Source organism: Arthrobacter sp. NPDC080082 (genome assembly GCF_040686595.1).
In the GTDB taxonomy this organism is placed as follows: domain Bacteria; phylum Actinomycetota; class Actinomycetes; order Actinomycetales; family Micrococcaceae; genus Arthrobacter.
Map to the genome: position 1 here is coordinate 111163 of NZ_JBFBKQ010000002.1, position 16394 is coordinate 127556.

Genomic DNA, 16394 nt, shown 5'->3' on the forward strand with positions numbered 1-16394 from the left:
GAATCAGTCGTTGGTTTTGCGCAGCGCCTCGGTCAGCGTGCGGGCGGCGGTGCAGACCACCTCGGCGTGCAGGCGGCCCGGCTGGCGGGTCAGGCGCTCGATGGGACCGGAGATCGAGACCGCGGCGATGACGCGTCCGGACGGACCGCGGACGGGGGCCGAGACGGAGGCGACCCCGGGCTCACGTTCACCGAGGCTTTGAGCCCAGCCCCGGCGTCGTACTCCGGCCAGAACAGTGGGCGTAAAGCGCGCGGCCTGCAGGCCTTCGAGCAGGCGGTCGTGGTCCTCCCATGCCAGGAGCACCTGGGCGGCCGAGCCTGCCTTCATTGACAGCTGGGTCCCGACCGGGATGGTGTCGCGCAGGCCGATGGGGCGTTCGGCGGAGGCGACGCAGACGCGCCAGTCGCCCTGGCGTCGGAAGATCTGGGCGCTCTCGCCCGTGGCGTCGCGCAACTGCATCAGGACCGGGCCGGCGGAGGCAATCAACCGGTCCTCGCCGGCGGCGGAGGCCAGCTCCACCAAGCGGCTACCGAGGACGAAGCGGCCCTGGATGTCGCGGCTGACAAGCCGGTGGTGGACCAGGGCCAGCGCCAGCCGGTGCACCGTGGGGCGGGCCAGGCCGGTGGCCGCGACAAGCTGGGCCAGGGTGGTGGGCCCGGCCTCAAGGGCGTCGAGTACGTGTGCCGCTTTATCGATGACGCCAACGCCACTAGAGTTGTCCATGTAATGATATTGCCGTCTCAATATCTGAGATGCAAATCATTGCGCTGGCTTATTCGGTCAGCGGGCTGATTCAGTGGATACATCAACGCCGCCGGGCGGATCCCGGCGGCACTGGCAGCAGCGAAAGCAGTGGAGGGAGCAGGCCGTGGGAAAGACATTGGCCGAGAAAGTCTGGGACGCGCACGTGGTGCGCAAGGGTGACGGCGAAGGCGCCAACGCCCAGCCTGACCTCCTCTTCATCGACCTTCACCTCGTGCACGAGGTGACTTCCCCGCAGGCGTTCGAGGGGCTGCGCCTGGCCGGCCGCCAACTCCGCCGGCCGGACCTGACGATCGCCACCGAGGATCACAACACCCCAACGCTCGCGATCGACAAGCCTATCGCCGACCTGACCAGCCGCACGCAGATCGAGACCCTGCGGAACAACTGCAAGGAATTCGGGGTGCGCCTGCACTCCCTGGGCGACGCCGAACAGGGAATCGTCCACGTGGTGGGCCCGCAGCTTGGACTGACCCAACCGGGCATGACGGTGGTCTGCGGCGATTCGCACACCTCCACCCACGGCGCCTTCGGTGCGCTCGCGATGGGCATCGGCACCTCCGAGGTGGAGCACGTCATGGCCACCCAGACGCTCTCGCTCAAGCCGTTCAAGACCATGGCCATCAACGTCGAGGGCACGTTGCGCCCTGGCGTGACGGCCAAGGACATCATCCTGGCGGTCATCGCGAAGATCGGCACCGGCGGCGGCCAGGGCTACGTGCTGGAGTACCGCGGCTCGGCGATCCGTGCGCTGTCCATGGAAGCCCGGATGACGATCTGCAACATGTCGATCGAGGCCGGGGCCCGCGCCGGCATGGTGGCCCCGGACCAGACGACGTACGACTACATGCAGGGCCGTCCGCACGCCCCCGAGGGCGCGGACTGGGACGCAGCGATTGAGTTCTGGAACACGCTGCGGACGGACGACGACGCCGTCTTCGACGCCCAGGTGGACCTCGACGCCGACACGCTGGAGCCCTTCGTGACGTGGGGGACCAACCCCGGCCAGGGCGTCTCGCTGTCCGACAAGGTGCCCTCGCCCGCGGATTTCGGCGACGAGAACGCCAAGGCCGCCGCGGAACGCGCCCTTCAGTACATGGGACTGGAGGCCGGGACGCCGATGAAGGACATCCGGGTGGACACCGTCTTCCTGGGCTCCTGCACCAACTCCCGGATGGAGGACCTGCGCGCCGCCGCGGAGATCATCCGCGGGCGCACCAAGGACCCCAACATCCGCATGCTGGTGGTTCCCGGTTCCGCCCGCGTCCGGCTGGAAGCCGAGGCGGAGGGGCTGGACAAGGTCTTCAAGGACTTCGGCGCAGAGTGGCGGTTCGCCGGCTGCTCGATGTGCCTGGGCATGAACCCCGATCAGCTGGAAGTGGGGGAGCGCTGCGCGTCCACCTCGAACCGCAACTTTGAAGGCCGGCAGGGCAAGGGCGGCCGCACCCATCTGGTCTCGCCGGTTGTGGCGGCGGCGACGGCGGTGCGCGGCACCCTGAGTTCGCCGTCGGATCTTGACCCCGAGCCCGTGTCCGCCGGACACCGCTCCAGCGCAGCCTAAGGAGAGACGATGGAAAAGTTCACCACCCACACCGGCATCGGCGTCCCGCTGCGGCAGAGCAACGTCGACACGGACCAGATCATCCCCGCCGTCTACCTCAAGCGGATCACGCGGACCGGCTTCGAGGACGCCCTGTTCTCCGCCTGGCGCAAGGACCCGTCCTTCATCCTTAACCAGGAACCGTTCTCCGCGGGATCGGTGCTGGTAGCCGGGCCGGACTTCGGGACAGGGTCTTCGCGTGAGCACGCCGTGTGGGCGCTCAAGGACTACGGCTTCAAGGCAGTGCTGTCCTCCCGGTTCGCCGACATCTTCCGCGGCAACTCGGGCAAGCAGGGGCTGCTGGCCGCCGAGCTGTCGCAGGACGACATCGAATTGATCTGGAAGGTGCTGGAGAACGCTCCGGGCACCGAGGTCCGGGTGGACCTGGTGTCCAAGACGGTCGAGTGCGGCAATGTCGTTGCTCCGTTCGAGATCGACGACTACACCCGCTGGCGCCTCTTGGAAGGTCTGGACGACATCGGGCTGACCCTTCAGCACGAGGACGACATCACCGCCTACGAGGCCACGCGGCCGGTATTCAAGCCCACGACGCTGCCCGCCAAGCTGGGCTGATTCTGTCGCTAGCAGCGGGTTGCCGCTTCCACCGCCGCCGGGTTTCTACCCGGCGGCGGTGTGGTTTAAGGCGGCGGTGTGGTTCAAAGGGCTCGCTGGTGACCTGCTAGGACGGCATCCGGACGCGGCGTCTGTTGCGCCCGTGGATTTGAGTTCGGGGTCTTGAGCGAAGGAGGTCGCCTAAGAGAGCCTCCGCACACGACCTCCTGGGCCCGCCGCTGCGGGTTCCCGGCATCGGCGGTGCGACAGAGAGATAGACGTGGCCGCTGGGCGTCCTCAGTTCGAGAGCGTGACGACGGTCGGGCGGTCTGGCGCCGGGTTCTGCCCTGTTGCCGGGCTCTGTCCTACCGACTGGCCGTGAGGTCCAGCCGGGGGTTTCTTTGGTGTGGTTGCAGGCTTCGCAGAGTCCGGCGCCGTTGGCTGCTGTGGTTTCTCCGTCCCGGTGCCAGGGGAGGATGAGGTCGAGGTGCCGGATGGGGGCGTCGCAGTACGGGGTCCGGCAGGTGGTGTCGCGGGTTTCGATGAACCGGCGCAGACCTGCGGGGAAGAGCCGGGCCCGGGCGTCCATGCCGGTCAGTTCGCCGGTGCCGGGTGCGGTGTAGAGCCTGCGGATCCACGTTGTGAACTCAGGGTTGTCGCCTTTGCCGGCCACGAGTTTCCTGGCCCACCCGGCCGGGACGACACCGTAGCCGGCGAGCCTCGCGGGTTCGCTGTCGCCGGCGAGGAGGGTCCGGTCGGTCATGACGAGCTGGACCTCGATGCCGGTGATCCCGCCCGGTGTGCCGGTGACCCGTTCGACCAAAGCATCCGCCATCAGCTGGCCTCGGGTCCGGGGGTTTCCTGTGGCGCGGGCGGTGTCGGCGTGCCGGGTCAGGGCGGCGTAGGCGGCGACTCCTGCGGCGACGGGGAGTAGGGCGGAGAGTGACACTGCGTTCGGTTTCGGCGTGGGCTGCCCGTTGGGTGACGGAGCGCGGGTCGTGCCGGTAGGCGGCGGCCTTGGCGGCGGAGATGATGGCCCGGTCTCCGGCGCCGTCGAAAGTGCCGGTGTCGGCGGCGATTTCCTCATCCACGGCGGCCCGGTCAGCAGAGTCGAGGCAGGCGGTTTCACGGACCAACAGTGTGGCACGCCATTCGTTCAGGCGCCCGGTGTCGAGGGCGGCTAAGGTGCGCGGCATCTCGGTCACCAGCGCCCGGGCCAGACCCAGGAGCCGTGAGCCTTTGGCCGGGGATTCCCGCCGCGCCAACGCGACCTCCGCCCCCACCCCGGTGCCGAGCTGGTCCGCGCGCAAGCCAAGGGCGGCTTGTTCCCGCCACCGGACCAGGTCCAGCGCCACGGCCAACCTCGCCTGCCGGGCCGCGATCGACGACTTCCGGTCCTCCAGCGCCCGGAGCTCATCGATGATCGCCGCCGCGTCTCCCACCATCGGGTCCGACACGCCGACTGAATCCTCGAAAAGCTTCCGACTGCCTTCCATGAACTAATTCAATCGGAGGGGTCTGACATTTAAGGATTGGGGCCGTGGGAGCGTAAAGAATGGGGTGCTGTGGTGCCGCAGGTCGGCTCCCCGAGAGCCGTCGTGTCCCCGAGAACGGGTTCGTCCCCTATCCCGACGCCCCCACCCTCGCCCGGACAGCAAGGGCCGCGCACAGAATGACCGCCATTCCGCCCGCGACGGTCAGCCAGCCCATCGGTTCGCCCAGGAGCAGCGCGGCCCAGCCGATGCTCAGCACCGGTTGCACCAGCTGGATCTGGCTGACCTTGGCCATCGGGCCCAGCGCCAGTCCGCGATACCAGGCGAAGAAGCCGAGGAACATGCTGACCACGGCCAGATACCCGAACGCCGCCCACTGTCCGGGATCGGCGTCGATCGGCTGCGCGACAACAGACAGAACAGTGAGGCCCGCCATGACCGGGAAGGCGGCAACCAGCGCCCAGGACACCGTCTGCCAGGAGCCCAGTTCACGGGCCAGCAGCCCGCCCTCCGCGTAACCGACGGCGGCCGAGGCCACGGCGCCCAGCAGCAACAGATCTGCCCAGCGCGGTCCATCGATCCCGCCGGACTGCAGCAGGCCAAATGCGACCGCGGCCAGTGCCCCGGCCGCGGTGGCAGCCCAGAACCGCGTCCCCGGCCGGGCACGGGTGCGGATCACGACGGCGGCGGCCGTCGCGGCCGGCAGCAGCGCGATCACCACCGCGCCGTGGCTGGCGGCTGCGGTGTGGAGGGCAAAGGACGTCAGCAGCGGGAAGCCGAGAACGATTCCCCCGGCAACGACGGCAAGGCGGAGCCACTGCCGCCGCGAGGGGAGCCGCTGGCCTGTGGCCGCCAGGACCAGCATGGCGAGGACCGCGGCCACCACCGCGCGGCCGGCCCCGATGAACAGCGGGGACATCCCGCCCACCGCCAGCCGGGTCATCGGGACGGTCAGCGAAAATGCCGCCACGCCCAGGAGCCCCCATCCGTATCCCGTGGACGGCCCGGCCGATAGCGGAGCGGGAATAACGGCAGTAGCGCTACTATTGTCTTTCATGTCTGACAATAGCAGTTCACGGATCGCCGATGGCCTCCGGGCCTGGGTGTCGGCCGCCGCGCCTGGGGCCCGGCTGCCGTCCACGCGGGCGCTCGTGGCCGAATACCAGGCCAGTCCCGTCACGGTGCAGTCTGCGCTCCGGTCCCTGGCCGCACAGGGGCTGATCGAGAGCCGGCCCGGCGTGGGCACCTTCGTCCGTCCCCGCGCCCAGGTCCGACCCTCCGACTACGGGTGGCAGTCAGCGGCCCTGGGTCCCGCGCCAGGCGCGCTTCGGCCCAATCCCGCCGCCATGCGCGACGTGCCAAACGACGTCACCGCCTTCAACGCCGGCTACCCGGACCGGGAGTTGCTGCCCGGCCGGATGGTGCGTGCTGCCCTGACCCGCGCCGCCCGGAGCGATGCGGCCGTCGCCCGCCCGCCTATGGCCGGGTTGCCGGAACTCCAGGCCTGGTTCGCGCAGGAACTCGGCGCATCATCGCTGCCGGACGTGCCGCCGCCCGTCGCGGCCGACGTCGTGATCCTCCCGGGATCCCAGAGCGGACTCAGCTCCCTCTTCCGCGCCTTGGTGGGCGCCGGCCAGCCGCTGCTCATGGAGTCGCCCACCTACTGGGGCGCCATCCTGGCCGCCGCCAGCGCCGGCGTACGGGTCATCCCGGTGCCGAGCGGGCCGGACGGGCCCGATGTCGAGGAGCTCGCCCGCGCCTTCGAGGAAACCGGCGCCCGCGCCTTTTACGCCCAACCGAGCTTCGCCAACCCCACCGGCGCGAACTGGACACGGAACCTCGGCGACCAGGTGCTGGATGTGGTGCGACGCCACGGGGCCTTTCTGATCGAGGACGACTGGGCCCACGACTTCGGCATCACCGCGGACCCTGCGCCGCTCGCCGCCCGTGACGGATCCGGCCACGTGGTCTACCTCCGGTCCCTGACCAAAAGCCTCTCCCCGGCAGTCCGGGTGGCCGCCGTCGTCGCCCGCGGATCCGCCCGGGAACGGATCGTCGCCGACCGGTTGGCGGAGTCCATGTACGTCAGCGGCCTGCTCCAGGCCGCTGCCGTCGACGTCGTCACCCAGCCCGGATGGCAGGCGCACCTGCGCGGCCTCAAGAGCCAGTTGAAATCCCGCCGTGACCTGCTGCTGGACAGCCTCCGCGAGTACGCGCCGGCGGCACACGTGGCCTACGTCCCGGCCGGGGGACTGAACCTCTGGGCCCGGCTCCCGGACGGAACCGCAATGGACCGCCTGGTCCGGGACTGCGAGGCCGGCGGCGTGGTGATCGCCGACGGTGCCGGCTGGTTCCCGGCCGAGGCCTCGGGCCCGTTCCTGCGGCTCAACTATGCCGGCCCAAACCCGGCGGCGTTCCCCCGGGCCGCCCGGGTGCTGGGGGAGGCCCTGAGGCGCAACGGCCGATAGTCAGCCAACTGCCCATCGGGCCGGGACGTGGCGCCGCCGAACCGTGCCGTATTTCAGATCGGTAACGCGACCTCCTACACTTAGCGGGAGCCTTTGTAAGGATTTGGGGGCGAGTAGTCGTGAGGAAACTGGTAAATGAGTAGTGTTCTGACAATCCGCGGAGGCGTCCCGCTGACCGGCCGCGTCACCGTCCGTGGGGCCAAGAATCTTGTCCCCAAGGCGATGGTGGCCGCCCTGCTCGGCAACGAGCCGTCCGTGCTGCGCAACGTCCCGGAGATCAAGGACGTTGAGGTTGTCACCAGCCTGCTCCAGCTGCACGGCGTCACCGTGGACAAGGACCCGGTCACCGGGGACCTGACCCTGGATCCGACCAACGCCAAGACGGCCTCCCACACCGCCATCGACGCCCACGCCGGTGACTCGCGCATCCCGATCCTGCTCTGCGGGCCGCTGATCCACGCGATCGGCGAGGCCTTCATCCCGGACCTGGGCGGCTGCAAGATCGGCGACCGCCCGATCGACTACCACCTGAACGTGCTCCGCCAGTTCGGCGCCGTCGTCGAGAAGCGCCCGGGCGGCATCCACATCTCCGCCCCTAACGGCCTCAAGGGTGCCAAGATCGCCCTGCCCTACCCGTCCGTCGGCGCCACCGAGCAGGTCCTGCTCAGCGCCACCCGGGCCGAGGGCATCACCGAACTCTCCGGCGCGGCCACCGAGCCGGAAATCGTGGACCTGATCGCCGTGCTGCAGAAGATGGGCGCCATCATCAGCGTCCAGACGGACCGCACGATCCGGATCGAGGGTGTCCAAGACCTCGGTGGTTATAACCACCGCGCCCTCTCCGACCGCAACGAATCCGCCTCCTGGGCCTCCGCCGCCCTCGTCACCCGCGGCGACATCTTCGTCGAGGGGGCCACCCAGCGGGACATGATGACCTTCCTCAACACCTACCGCAAGGTGGGCGGCGGCATGGACATTGGCGACGACGGCATCCGTTTCTACCACCCGGGCGGCAAGCTCAGCCCGCTGGTCCTCGAGACCGACGTCCACCCCGGCTTCATGACCGACTGGCAGCAGCCGCTGATCGTCGCGCTCACCCAGGCCGAGGGCGTCTCGATCGTGCACGAAACCGTCTACGAGAACCGCTTCGGCTTCACCGAGGCACTCGTGCGCATGGGCGCCAACATCCAGGTGCACCGCGAATGCCTGGGCAGCGTCCCGTGCCGCTTCGGCCAGCGCAACTTCCTGCACTCCGCCGTCATCTCCGGCCCCACGCAGCTCAAGGGCACCGACATCGACGTTCCCGACCTGCGCGGCGGCTTCAGCCACCTGATCGCGGCACTGGCCGCCACCGGCACCTCCCGCGTCACCGGCATCGACATCATCAACCGCGGCTACGAGCGCTTCACCGAAAAGCTCGCCGGCCTGGGCGCCGATTTCGATATCACCTCGGCCGGGTAGCGGACCCGATGAAAGAAACGGCCACAAGCCAGACCACCTTCGTGATCGTCGCCGGAATCGTCCGGCCCATCATGAACCTGCTGATGCGGAAGAAGTGGGAAGGCCTGGAGAAGCTGCCCGCCGGCGGCTTCATCGCAGCGCCCAATCACTGCACAGAGATCGATCCGCTGGTGATCGGGCACATGCTCTACAACCAGAAGCGCATGCCGCACTTCCTGGCCAAGGGCAGCCTGTTCAAGGTTCCGGTGGTGGGCGCGGTGCTCCGCAACACCAAGCAGATTCCGGTGGAACGCTCGACGGCGGGCGCCAACCAGTCCCTCCAGGTGGCCCGGGAAGTGGTCAACGAGGGCGGCGCCATCATCATCTACCCCGAGGGCACGCTCACCCGTGACCCGGAGCTTTGGCCGATGAAGGGGCACACCGGGGCCGCCCGGATGGCCCTCGAGTCCGGCATCCCCGTGGTCCCCATGGCCCACTGGGGCGCCCACGAGGTGTTTCCCCGCTACGCCAAGCGGTTCCACGTCTTCCCGCGCAAGACCTCCCGCGTCCTGGTCGGCGATCCCGTGGATCTCAGCGCGTTCGAGGGCCGGCCGCTGGACCGCGCCACGCTGACCGAGGCCACAGAGGTCATCATGGACGCCATCACAGAACTGCTGGCCACCCTGCGCGGCGGCCAGCCGCCGCTGGTCCGCTGGGACCCCTCGGCGCACAACCAAAGCACCCACGGCCGGTTCGTCGAACGCGGCGGTGCCGGCCCCTCCACTACCGGCCCCTCCACCACGGCTACCGACGGCGGCGCCCCTGGAACTGCTAACGACGGCGGCACCGCGTGACGGCGGAGCACGCGCGCAGCTGGGAGGGTTCGGCCCGGCGGGTCGCCGTCCTCGGCGCCGGCTCCTGGGGGACCACCTTCGCCAAGGTCGTCGCCGACGCGGCCACGGCCTCCGGCGTGGACCGCACCATCCGGATCTGGGGCCGCCGGGCCGACGTCGTCAACCAGATCAACGCCGAACACCGCAACGAGCAGTACCTCAAGGGCATCCTGCTGCCGGACAGCATCACCGCCTCCACCGACGTCGCCGAGGTCCTGGACGGCGCCGACTTGGTGATCCTCGCCGTTCCGGCGCAGACCCTGCGGCCGCAGCTTCGCGACTGGAAGAACCTGATCGCGCCCGATGCGCTCGTGGTATCCCTGATGAAGGGACTGGAACTGCACACCGATTCCCGGATGAGTGAGGTCATCCGCGAGGAACTCGACCTGCCGGCCGGCCGCGTCGCCGTCGTCTCCGGCCCCAACCTGGCGATGGAAATCGCCCGGGAGGAACCCACGGCGTCCGTGGTTGCCTGCTCCGAATCCGGCCCCGCAGGGTGGATGGCCCGCAGCTGCACCGCACCCTACTTCCGGCCCTACACCACCTCGGACGTGGTCGGCGTCGAAATCGGCGGCATCGTCAAGAACATCATCGCCCTGGCCGTCGGCATCTGCGAGGGCAAGCAGATGGGCGACAACACCAAGGCCTCCGTCATTACCCGCGGCCTCGCCGAGACCTCCCGCCTGACCCTGGCCCTGGGCGGGGAGGCCCGTACCATGGCCGGGCTCGCCGGGCTGGGCGACCTGGTGGCCACCTGCTCCTCGGCCCTGTCCCGCAACCACACCGCAGGCCGGCTGCTCGGCACCGGACTCACCCTGGACCAGGTCACCGCGGAGATGACGCAGACCGCCGAGGGCATCAAGTCCGCCCAGGCCGTCCACGAGCTCGCAGGAAAACTGGGCGTCGAGATGCCCATCACCGCCGCCGTCGTCGCCGTGCTGGCCGGAAAACTCCACGTAGACCAACTGGGACCGCTGCTGCTGTCCCGGGACCTGAAACCCGAAGGCGATTACTGACAGTGCCGGACAACACCCCGACCCCTGAAGCCCTGACCTCTGATGCCCTGACCTCGGACGCCCTGACCGGCTCCGCGCGGCCCCGCGTGGCCGTGCTCTTCGGTGGCCGCTCCAGCGAACACGCCGTCAGCTGCGTCACCGCTGCCGGCGTCCTGGGCGCGATCGACAAGGCCAAGTACGAGGTCATCCCGATCGGCATCGCCAAGACGGGCCAGTGGGTCCTGGCCTCCGGGGACACCCGGGACTGGTCCCTCTCCGCGTCCTCCCTCCCGGAGGTGGCGCCCTCGGAGCAGACCGTGACGCTGGCAGAGATCGGCGGCGAGCACCAGCTGATCGTGGCCGCCCCGAACCAGGTTCCGCAGGAACTCGGCTCCGTGGACGTGGTCTTCCCGCTGCTGCACGGCCCGTTCGGCGAGGATGGCACCATCCAGGGGCTGCTGGAGCTCTCGGACACCCGCTACGTGGGCGCCGGGGTCCTGGCCTCGGCCGTCGGCATGGACAAGCACTACATGAAGGTGGTCTTCGAGTCCGCCGGCCTGCGCGTGGGGCCCTACATCACCGTCACGGACCGGCAGTGGCTGACCGACCCGGAGAGCGTCCGCAAGCGCGTCGACGCCCTCGGCTTCCCGGTCTTCGTCAAGCCCGCCCGCGCGGGCTCGTCGATGGGAATCTCCAAGGTCGACTCACTGGACGGCCTGGACGCCGCGATCGAAACCGCCCGCGGGCACGACCCCAAGCTGGTGATCGAGGCCGGCATCGTGGGCCGCGAGATTGAGTGCGCCGTGCTCGAAGGTCGCGGAACGGACGCCCCGCGCACCTCCATGCCGGGCGAGATCTCGGTGGCCGGCGGCGGCCACGACTTCTACGACTTCAACGCCAAGTACGTCGAGGACGACGCCGCCTCGCTGAGCTGCCCGGCGGACCTGCCGGAAGAGGACATCGCCCGGGTCCGCGAGCTCGCCGCCGTGGCGTTCGACGCCGTCGGCGCCGAGGGCCTGAGCCGGGTGGATTTCTTCTACACCCCCGAGGGTGAACTGATCATCAACGAGATCAACACCCTGCCCGGCTTCACGCCCAAGAGCATGTACCCGCAGATGTGGAAGGCCTCCGGGCTGGATTACGCGGAACTGATCGACGAGCTCATCTACCTGGCCCTGCACCGCAAGACCGGCCTGCGCTAACAGCCCACACCCAAAACCTGCCCGCCGCTACTTGCCGGTGGGCAGGTTCTGCAGGTCCTGCTGGCCGACGCAGTTGCGGGTGGACCTCACCTTGCCGGCGGCGTTCGCCAGCTCCGCGAGGACCGTGGCGGAGCTGATCTTGTTGGGGTCCATCAGGATTTCGGTGGCGGGTTCGCGGCCGAACGTGGTCAAAGTCCACACCGGATCGCCCTCCTTGATGACCCAGTCCACGCCGTTGACGGTCACGCAGCGGTCCGTGGTGGGGCCGGGGACGTTCACGCCGCAGCGCAGCACCAGCAGCGAGGGATCCCCCCACGCGGCGGTGCCCTGGCTGTTGGTCTTGCGCAGCTTCGCGTCGCCGATCGAATCCGGCAGCGCCACCATCATGGGCGCGCACGCCGGGTTGGCCGCATCCTTGGCGGGGGCGACGTCGACGGCGGGGGAACAAGCGCTCAAGGCCAGCCCGGCAGCGGCGGCGGTGGCCAGGAAGCGGAGGGGGCGACGGGATCCGGACTGGCGGTGCTGCTGCATCCATCCAGCCTATCCCGGCCGGAGCGGGCGCCCGGACCGTCACTGTCTGACCCGGACGGTAGCGTAGGAACGTGCCTGACATCGTGAACACCACCCCGCTGACCGTGGCCGACCTCTCCGAGTCGCAGCTGCTGCAACGGATCTTTCCTCGCCTGAACGCCGGCGACGGCAACGTCCTGTTGCTGGGCCCCGGGGACGACGCCGCGATCGTCGCCGCCCCGGACGGCCGCACCGTGATCAGCATCGACACCCAGGTGGCGGACCAGGACTTCCGGCTGCAGTGGAACAACGGCTACCGGACCACCGGCTACGACGTCGGCTGGAAGGCCGCCGCGCAGAACCTCAGCGACATCAACGCCATGGGCGCCCGGGCCACCTCCCTGGTGGTCAGCCTGACCATGCCCCCGGAAACGACCGTGGGCTGGGTGGAGGACTTCGCGGACGGCATCAGCGCCGGCATCAGCGGACTCGGCGCCGGCGGCTGCGCGGTCGCCGGCGGGGACCTCGGCCGCGGACGCGAACTCTCCGTCTCCGTCGCCATCCTCGGCAGCCTCGACGGTCGCGCCCCCGTGCTGCGCTCCGGCGCCCGGCCCGGGGACACGCTCGCCCTCGCCGGCACCGTCGGGCACGCCGCAGCCGGCCTCGCCCTGCTCGAATCGGAGGTCCCGGTGGATCGCCTGACCCGGGAACAGCGCGCCCTGCTGGACACCCAGTGCCGGCCGCGGCCCCCGCTGGCCGCCGGGCCCTCCGCCCGCGACGCCGGGGCCACCGCGCTGATGGATATTTCCGACGGCCTGGTCCGCGACGGCGGCAGGATGGCAGAAGCCAGCGGCGCCGTCCTCGACCTGGACCCCGCCGCGCTGAAACAACTGGCCGCCCCGCTCCAGGACGCCGCCGCCCTCCTGGGGACGGACCCGCTGGACTGGGTCCTGGGCGGCGGGGAGGACCACGGGCTGCTGGCGGCCTTTCCCGCCGACGTTCAGCTGCCTCCCGGTTTCACTGCGATAGGCTCGGTAAAGGCCCGGGCAACGAATGACGGCCCGGCCGTGACCATAGCGGGCAAGCCCGCTGACACTGTGGGATGGGATCACTTTGCAGACTAAGATTGCCGCCAACGCGCAAGCGATGAAGCGGTGGTTGGGCAAGGCAGAAACGACGCTCGGAAACCACAGCGACCGCCTGAACGCCATCAACATCTTCCCGGTGGCCGACGGCGACACCGGCACCAACCTCTACCTCACCGTCCGTGCCGCCGCCCGCGCGCTGCAGGACATCGCCACGGACACCTCCGCCCTCCCGCAGCTGCCCGCCGGCGGCCAGCCATTCGCCGTGCCCGCCCCGGACCCGGCCCAGCACGACGTCGGGGCGCTCCTGGCCCGCGCCGGCCAGGCCGCCATCGAGCAGGCCCGCGGCAACTCCGGGACCCTGTTTGCCGTCTTCCTCTGCGCCGTCGCCGAGCCGCTGGCCGGCCACCCGCGGATGAGCTCCCCGTTGCTTGCCGCCGCCCTGAACCGCGCCCAGCTCCGGGCCTGGTCCGCGCTGAGCGACCCCGTTCCCGGAACCATGCTCTCGGTCATGGAGGCCGCCGCCCGCGCCGTGGCCGCCGTCGACGCCGAACACGGCGGGGACGACAGCAACCACACCCTGGGCCTGGCCCTGGACGCCGCCGTCGAGGCCGCGCTGGGCGCCGTCGTCCGCACCGAGGATCAACTCGAGGCACTGCACACCGCCAAGGTGGTGGACGCCGGCGGCGTGGGCATGCTGCTGGTCCTCGACTGCCTCCGCTCGGCCGTGCTGGGGGAGGAGCTCCAGGAGGCCCTGCTGGACGGACTGCACGGCTACGACGTGCAGGACCCCCACATCCACGCCGACATGCCGCGGGACGAGGGCGTGGAGGTCATGTGCACCATCTCGCTCTCCCCGCTGGACGCGGCCACCATGCGGCAGCGGCTGGACGAGATCGGCGAGTCGGTGATCATGAGCCAGGTGGGCAAGGACGCCGACGCCGAGGGTGCATACCGCTGGCGGGTCCACGTGCACGTCCCCGACGCGGCGCCCGCCGTCGCGCTCATCCGTTCCCTCGGCGAGCCCACCGAGACCAGCATCAGCGACCTCGCCGTCCCGCGGGACCCCGCGGAGGCGGCCGTTCCCGGCGCCGCCGGCAGCACGGACCCCGACGGACATGTCCGCTGAGCTGAACCTCGCCCTGGACCGCCGGATCGGGAAGCGGTCCGCCGCCGTCATCGAGAAGCACCTCGGCATCACCACCGTCGGCGGCCTGCTGAACTACTTCCCGCGCCGCTACGTCACCCGCGGCGAGCTGACCCCCATCAGCGAGGTCCCGCTCGATGAGGAAGTCACGCTGATCGCCCGGGTGCTCTCCAACAGCACCCGGCAGATGCGCGCCCGCCGCGGCTCCATCACCGACGTCGTGATCTCCGACGACGCCGGCCCGGCGGGCGCGAACGGTTCCGCGCCCCGGGCCGGGACGGCGCAGCCCGGCACGCTCAAGGTCAGCTTCTTCAACGGCTTCAGGGCCCGGGCGGAGCTGCAGCCGGGTGTCCGCGCGCTCTTCTCCGGCAAGATCACCCGCTACGGCGGGAGCCTGGGCCTGACCAACCCCGACTTCCAGCTCCTGGACGAGGACCCGGACGTGCCGGGCATGGACCCGGAGAAGCTCGCGGCCATGCCCATCCCGGTGTACCCGGCCACGGCCAAGCTGACCAGCTGGTCCATCCAGAAGGTCATCGCCACGCTGCTGGAGACCGCGGACCTGGCCGAGCTGCCGGACCCGCTGCCCGCCGCCGTCTCCGCCCGGGAAAAGTTCCTGCCGGTCGCCGAGGCCTACCGGCTGATCCACGCCCCGGAGGTCCACGCCGACTGGCGCCGCGCCCGGGACCGCTTCCGCTACCAGGAGGCCCTGGTGCTGCAGTCCGCCCTCGCCAGGCGCCGCTCCCAGCTGGCGGCCGAGGAGGCCACCGCACGCCGCCCCGTGGCGGAGGGGTTGCTGACCGCCTTCGACCGGCAGCTGCCGTTCACCCTGACCGCCGGCCAGGCCGCCGTCGGGAAGACCCTCGCCGCGGAACTGGCCGCGGACTCACCGATGAACCGGCTGCTGCAGGGCGAGGTGGGCTCCGGCAAGACGATCGTGGCCCTGCGCGCCATGCTGCAGGTGGTGGACGCCGGCGGCCAGGCCGCGCTGCTGGCCCCCACCGAGGTCCTCGCCGCCCAGCACTTCGAGTCGATCCGGCGGACCCTGGGCCCGCTCTCGCGCGACGGGCTGCTGGGCGGCTTCGGCCCCGACTCGGTGCAGGTGACGCTGCTGACCGGCTCCATGCCCACCGCCGCCCGCCGGCAGGCGATGCTGGACGCCGCTTCCGGCACCGCCGGCATCGTGATCGGCACCCACGCGCTGCTGAGCGAGAACGTCTCCTTCTACGACCTCGGCCTGATCGTGGTGGACGAACAGCACCGCTTCGGCGTCGAACAACGCGACGTGCTCCGCTCCAAGGCCAGCAAACCCCCGCACCTGCTGGTCATGACCGCCACACCCATCCCGCGCACCGTAGCCATGACTGTCTTCGGTGACCTGGAGACCTCCGTGCTGGACGAGCTGCCGGCGGGCCGCGCCCCGATCTCCACCCACGTGGTGGGACTGGCCGAACACCCGGCCTGGGCGCAGCGGATCTGGTCCCGGTCCCGCGAGGAGATCGACGCCGGGCACCAGGTCTACGTCGTCTGCCCCAAGATCGGCGATGACGACGACGGCGACTTCAGCCCCGGCGAGGCCGAACCCAGCGACGCGGACCTGGCCGGCGGCGGCGCCCGGGAGCTAGCGTCCGTCACCGGCGTCGTCGAACTGCTGCGGGACGAACCGGCCCTCGCCGGGGTGCCGGTGTCGCCGTTGCACGGCCGGCAGGACCCGGGGCTGAAGTCCGACACCATGGCCGCGTTCACCGCCAACCGGACCAAGCTCCTGGTCTCCACCACCGTGATCGAGGTGGGCGTGGACGTGCACAACGCCACCCTCATGGTGATCCTGGACGCGGACCGCTTCGGCATCTCCCAGCTGCACCAGCTCCGCGGCCGGGTGGGCCGCGGCGGCCTGCCCGGGACCTGCCTGCTGGTGACCACCCTGGAGCCGGGCCACCCCAGCCGGCGGCGCCTCGAGGCCGTGGCGTCCACCACCGACGGGTTCGAACTCTCCCAGGAGGACCTCAAGCTCCGCCGCGAGGGTGACATCCTGGGCGCGTCCCAGTCCGGCGGCCGGTCCACCCTGAAGCTGCTGCGGGTCCTCGAGCACGAGGACGTCATTGCCCGGGCCCGGCAGGACGCGCAGGCGATCATCGGCGGGGACCCGGGGCTGGCCCGCCACGCGGCGCTGGCCGCCGCCATCGACGATTATTTGAACCCCGAGAAGGAGGCGTTCCTTGAACGCGGTTAGTACTGAGGAGAGCC

The 16394-nt window shown here is 70.3% G+C and carries 13 protein-coding genes and 1 pseudogene; 10 read left to right on the forward strand and 4 right to left on the reverse strand.

Features of this window, described 5'->3' with window-relative positions; translation table 11 throughout:
* Positions 1-3: 3 nt before the first annotated feature.
* Complete coding sequence (locus AB0O44_RS04800; RefSeq protein ID WP_364134923.1) at positions 4-723, reverse strand: IclR family transcriptional regulator; 720 nt, start codon at positions 721-723, stop codon at positions 4-6.
* 145 nt (positions 724-868) lie between these two features.
* Between AB0O44_RS04800 and leuC the strand changes: the two genes are divergently transcribed.
* Both leuC and leuD read left to right on the forward strand, forming a co-directional pair.
* Positions 869-2323, forward strand: a complete 1455-nt coding sequence (gene leuC, locus AB0O44_RS04805; protein WP_364134926.1) for a 3-isopropylmalate dehydratase large subunit — start codon at positions 869-871, stop codon at positions 2321-2323.
* Between the two features lie 9 nt (positions 2324-2332).
* The gene (gene leuD / locus AB0O44_RS04810; RefSeq protein WP_364134929.1) at positions 2333-2935 is read left to right on the forward strand and encodes a 3-isopropylmalate dehydratase small subunit; all 603 of its coding nucleotides are present in this window, start codon (positions 2333-2335) and stop codon (positions 2933-2935) included.
* 106 nt (positions 2936-3041) lie between these two features.
* Here the strand turns inward: leuD and AB0O44_RS04815 are convergent.
* Together AB0O44_RS04815 and AB0O44_RS04820 are read right to left on the reverse strand one after the other, a co-directional pair.
* Positions 3042-4359 (reverse strand): annotated as a pseudogene (locus tag AB0O44_RS04815) (HNH endonuclease).
* A gap of 178 nt (positions 4360-4537) precedes the next feature.
* Positions 4538-5464: a DMT family transporter gene (locus AB0O44_RS04820; protein WP_364134932.1), complete on the reverse strand. Its 927-nt coding sequence runs from the start codon at positions 5462-5464 to the stop codon at positions 4538-4540.
* Here AB0O44_RS04820 and AB0O44_RS04825 point away from each other — a divergent pair.
* From AB0O44_RS04825 to AB0O44_RS04845, 5 genes are all read left to right on the forward strand, one after another.
* Positions 5463-6875 carry a PLP-dependent aminotransferase family protein gene (locus tag AB0O44_RS04825; protein ID WP_364134935.1) on the forward strand — a complete coding sequence of 471 codons (1413 nt, stop codon included), beginning with the start codon at positions 5463-5465 and terminating at the stop codon, positions 6873-6875. The two genes, AB0O44_RS04820 and AB0O44_RS04825, sit on opposite strands and share 2 nt — an antisense overlap.
* A 135-nt stretch (positions 6876-7010) precedes the next feature.
* On the forward strand, positions 7011-8336 hold the full coding sequence (gene murA / locus AB0O44_RS04830; protein WP_290257501.1) for a UDP-N-acetylglucosamine 1-carboxyvinyltransferase: 1326 nt from the start codon (positions 7011-7013) through the stop codon (positions 8334-8336).
* Between the two features lie 8 nt (positions 8337-8344).
* Positions 8345-9169: a lysophospholipid acyltransferase family protein gene (locus tag AB0O44_RS04835; protein WP_364134939.1), complete on the forward strand. Its 825-nt coding sequence runs from the start codon at positions 8345-8347 to the stop codon at positions 9167-9169.
* Positions 9166-10224 carry an NAD(P)H-dependent glycerol-3-phosphate dehydrogenase gene (locus tag AB0O44_RS04840; protein WP_364134942.1) on the forward strand — a complete coding sequence of 353 codons (1059 nt, stop codon included), beginning with the start codon at positions 9166-9168 and terminating at the stop codon, positions 10222-10224. Before AB0O44_RS04835 ends, AB0O44_RS04840 begins: the two co-directional genes overlap by 4 nt.
* Before the next feature lie 32 nt (positions 10225-10256).
* Positions 10257-11405: a D-alanine--D-alanine ligase family protein gene (locus AB0O44_RS04845; protein ID WP_364135782.1), complete on the forward strand. Its 1149-nt coding sequence runs from the start codon at positions 10257-10259 to the stop codon at positions 11403-11405.
* A gap of 27 nt (positions 11406-11432) precedes the next feature.
* Here AB0O44_RS04845 and AB0O44_RS04850 read toward each other — a convergent pair whose 3' ends face one another.
* A complete protein-coding gene (locus tag AB0O44_RS04850; RefSeq protein ID WP_364134945.1) occupies positions 11433-11936 on the reverse strand; it encodes a DUF3515 domain-containing protein in 504 nt (167 codons plus the stop codon).
* 71 nt (positions 11937-12007) lie between these two features.
* Between AB0O44_RS04850 and AB0O44_RS04855 the strand changes: the two genes are divergently transcribed.
* From AB0O44_RS04855 to AB0O44_RS04865, 3 genes are read left to right on the forward strand one after another with little or no spacing between them, the layout of a single operon-like run.
* Positions 12008-13039 carry a thiamine-phosphate kinase gene (locus AB0O44_RS04855; protein ID WP_364134948.1) on the forward strand — a complete coding sequence of 344 codons (1032 nt, stop codon included), beginning with the start codon at positions 12008-12010 and terminating at the stop codon, positions 13037-13039.
* A 22-nt stretch (positions 13040-13061) separates the two neighbouring features.
* The gene (locus AB0O44_RS04860; RefSeq protein ID WP_364135785.1) at positions 13062-14129 is read left to right on the forward strand and encodes a DAK2 domain-containing protein; all 1068 of its coding nucleotides are present in this window, start codon (positions 13062-13064) and stop codon (positions 14127-14129) included.
* Positions 14119-16380, forward strand: coding sequence for an ATP-dependent DNA helicase RecG (locus tag AB0O44_RS04865; RefSeq protein WP_364134951.1), 2262 nt, complete (start codon positions 14119-14121; stop codon positions 16378-16380). Before AB0O44_RS04860 ends, AB0O44_RS04865 begins: the two co-directional genes overlap by 11 nt.
* Positions 16381-16394: the final 14 nt, after the last annotated feature.

Bases quoted from the DNA above. Each gene is read 5' to 3' on its own strand.
- AB0O44_RS04800 (WP_364134923.1), bottom strand. From the start codon at position 723: ATGGACAACTCTAGTGGCGTTGGCGTCATCGATAAAGCGGCACACGTA.
- leuD (WP_364134929.1), top strand. From the start codon at position 2,333: ATGGAAAAGTTCACCACCCACACCGGCATCGGCGTCCCGCTGCGGCAG.
- AB0O44_RS04825 (WP_364134935.1), top strand. From the start codon at position 5,463: ATGTCTGACAATAGCAGTTCACGGATCGCCGATGGCCTCCGGGCCTGG.
- AB0O44_RS04820 (WP_364134932.1), bottom strand. From the start codon at position 5,464: ATGAAAGACAATAGTAGCGCTACTGCCGTTATTCCCGCTCCGCTATCG.
- murA (WP_290257501.1), top strand. From the start codon at position 7,011: ATGAGTAGTGTTCTGACAATCCGCGGAGGCGTCCCGCTGACCGGCCGC.
- AB0O44_RS04835 (WP_364134939.1), top strand. From the start codon at position 8,345: ATGAAAGAAACGGCCACAAGCCAGACCACCTTCGTGATCGTCGCCGGA.
- AB0O44_RS04850 (WP_364134945.1), bottom strand. From the start codon at position 11,936: ATGCAGCAGCACCGCCAGTCCGGATCCCGTCGCCCCCTCCGCTTCCTG.
- AB0O44_RS04860 (WP_364135785.1), top strand. From the start codon at position 13,062: ATGAAGCGGTGGTTGGGCAAGGCAGAAACGACGCTCGGAAACCACAGC.
- AB0O44_RS04865 (WP_364134951.1), top strand. From the start codon at position 14,119: ATGTCCGCTGAGCTGAACCTCGCCCTGGACCGCCGGATCGGGAAGCGG.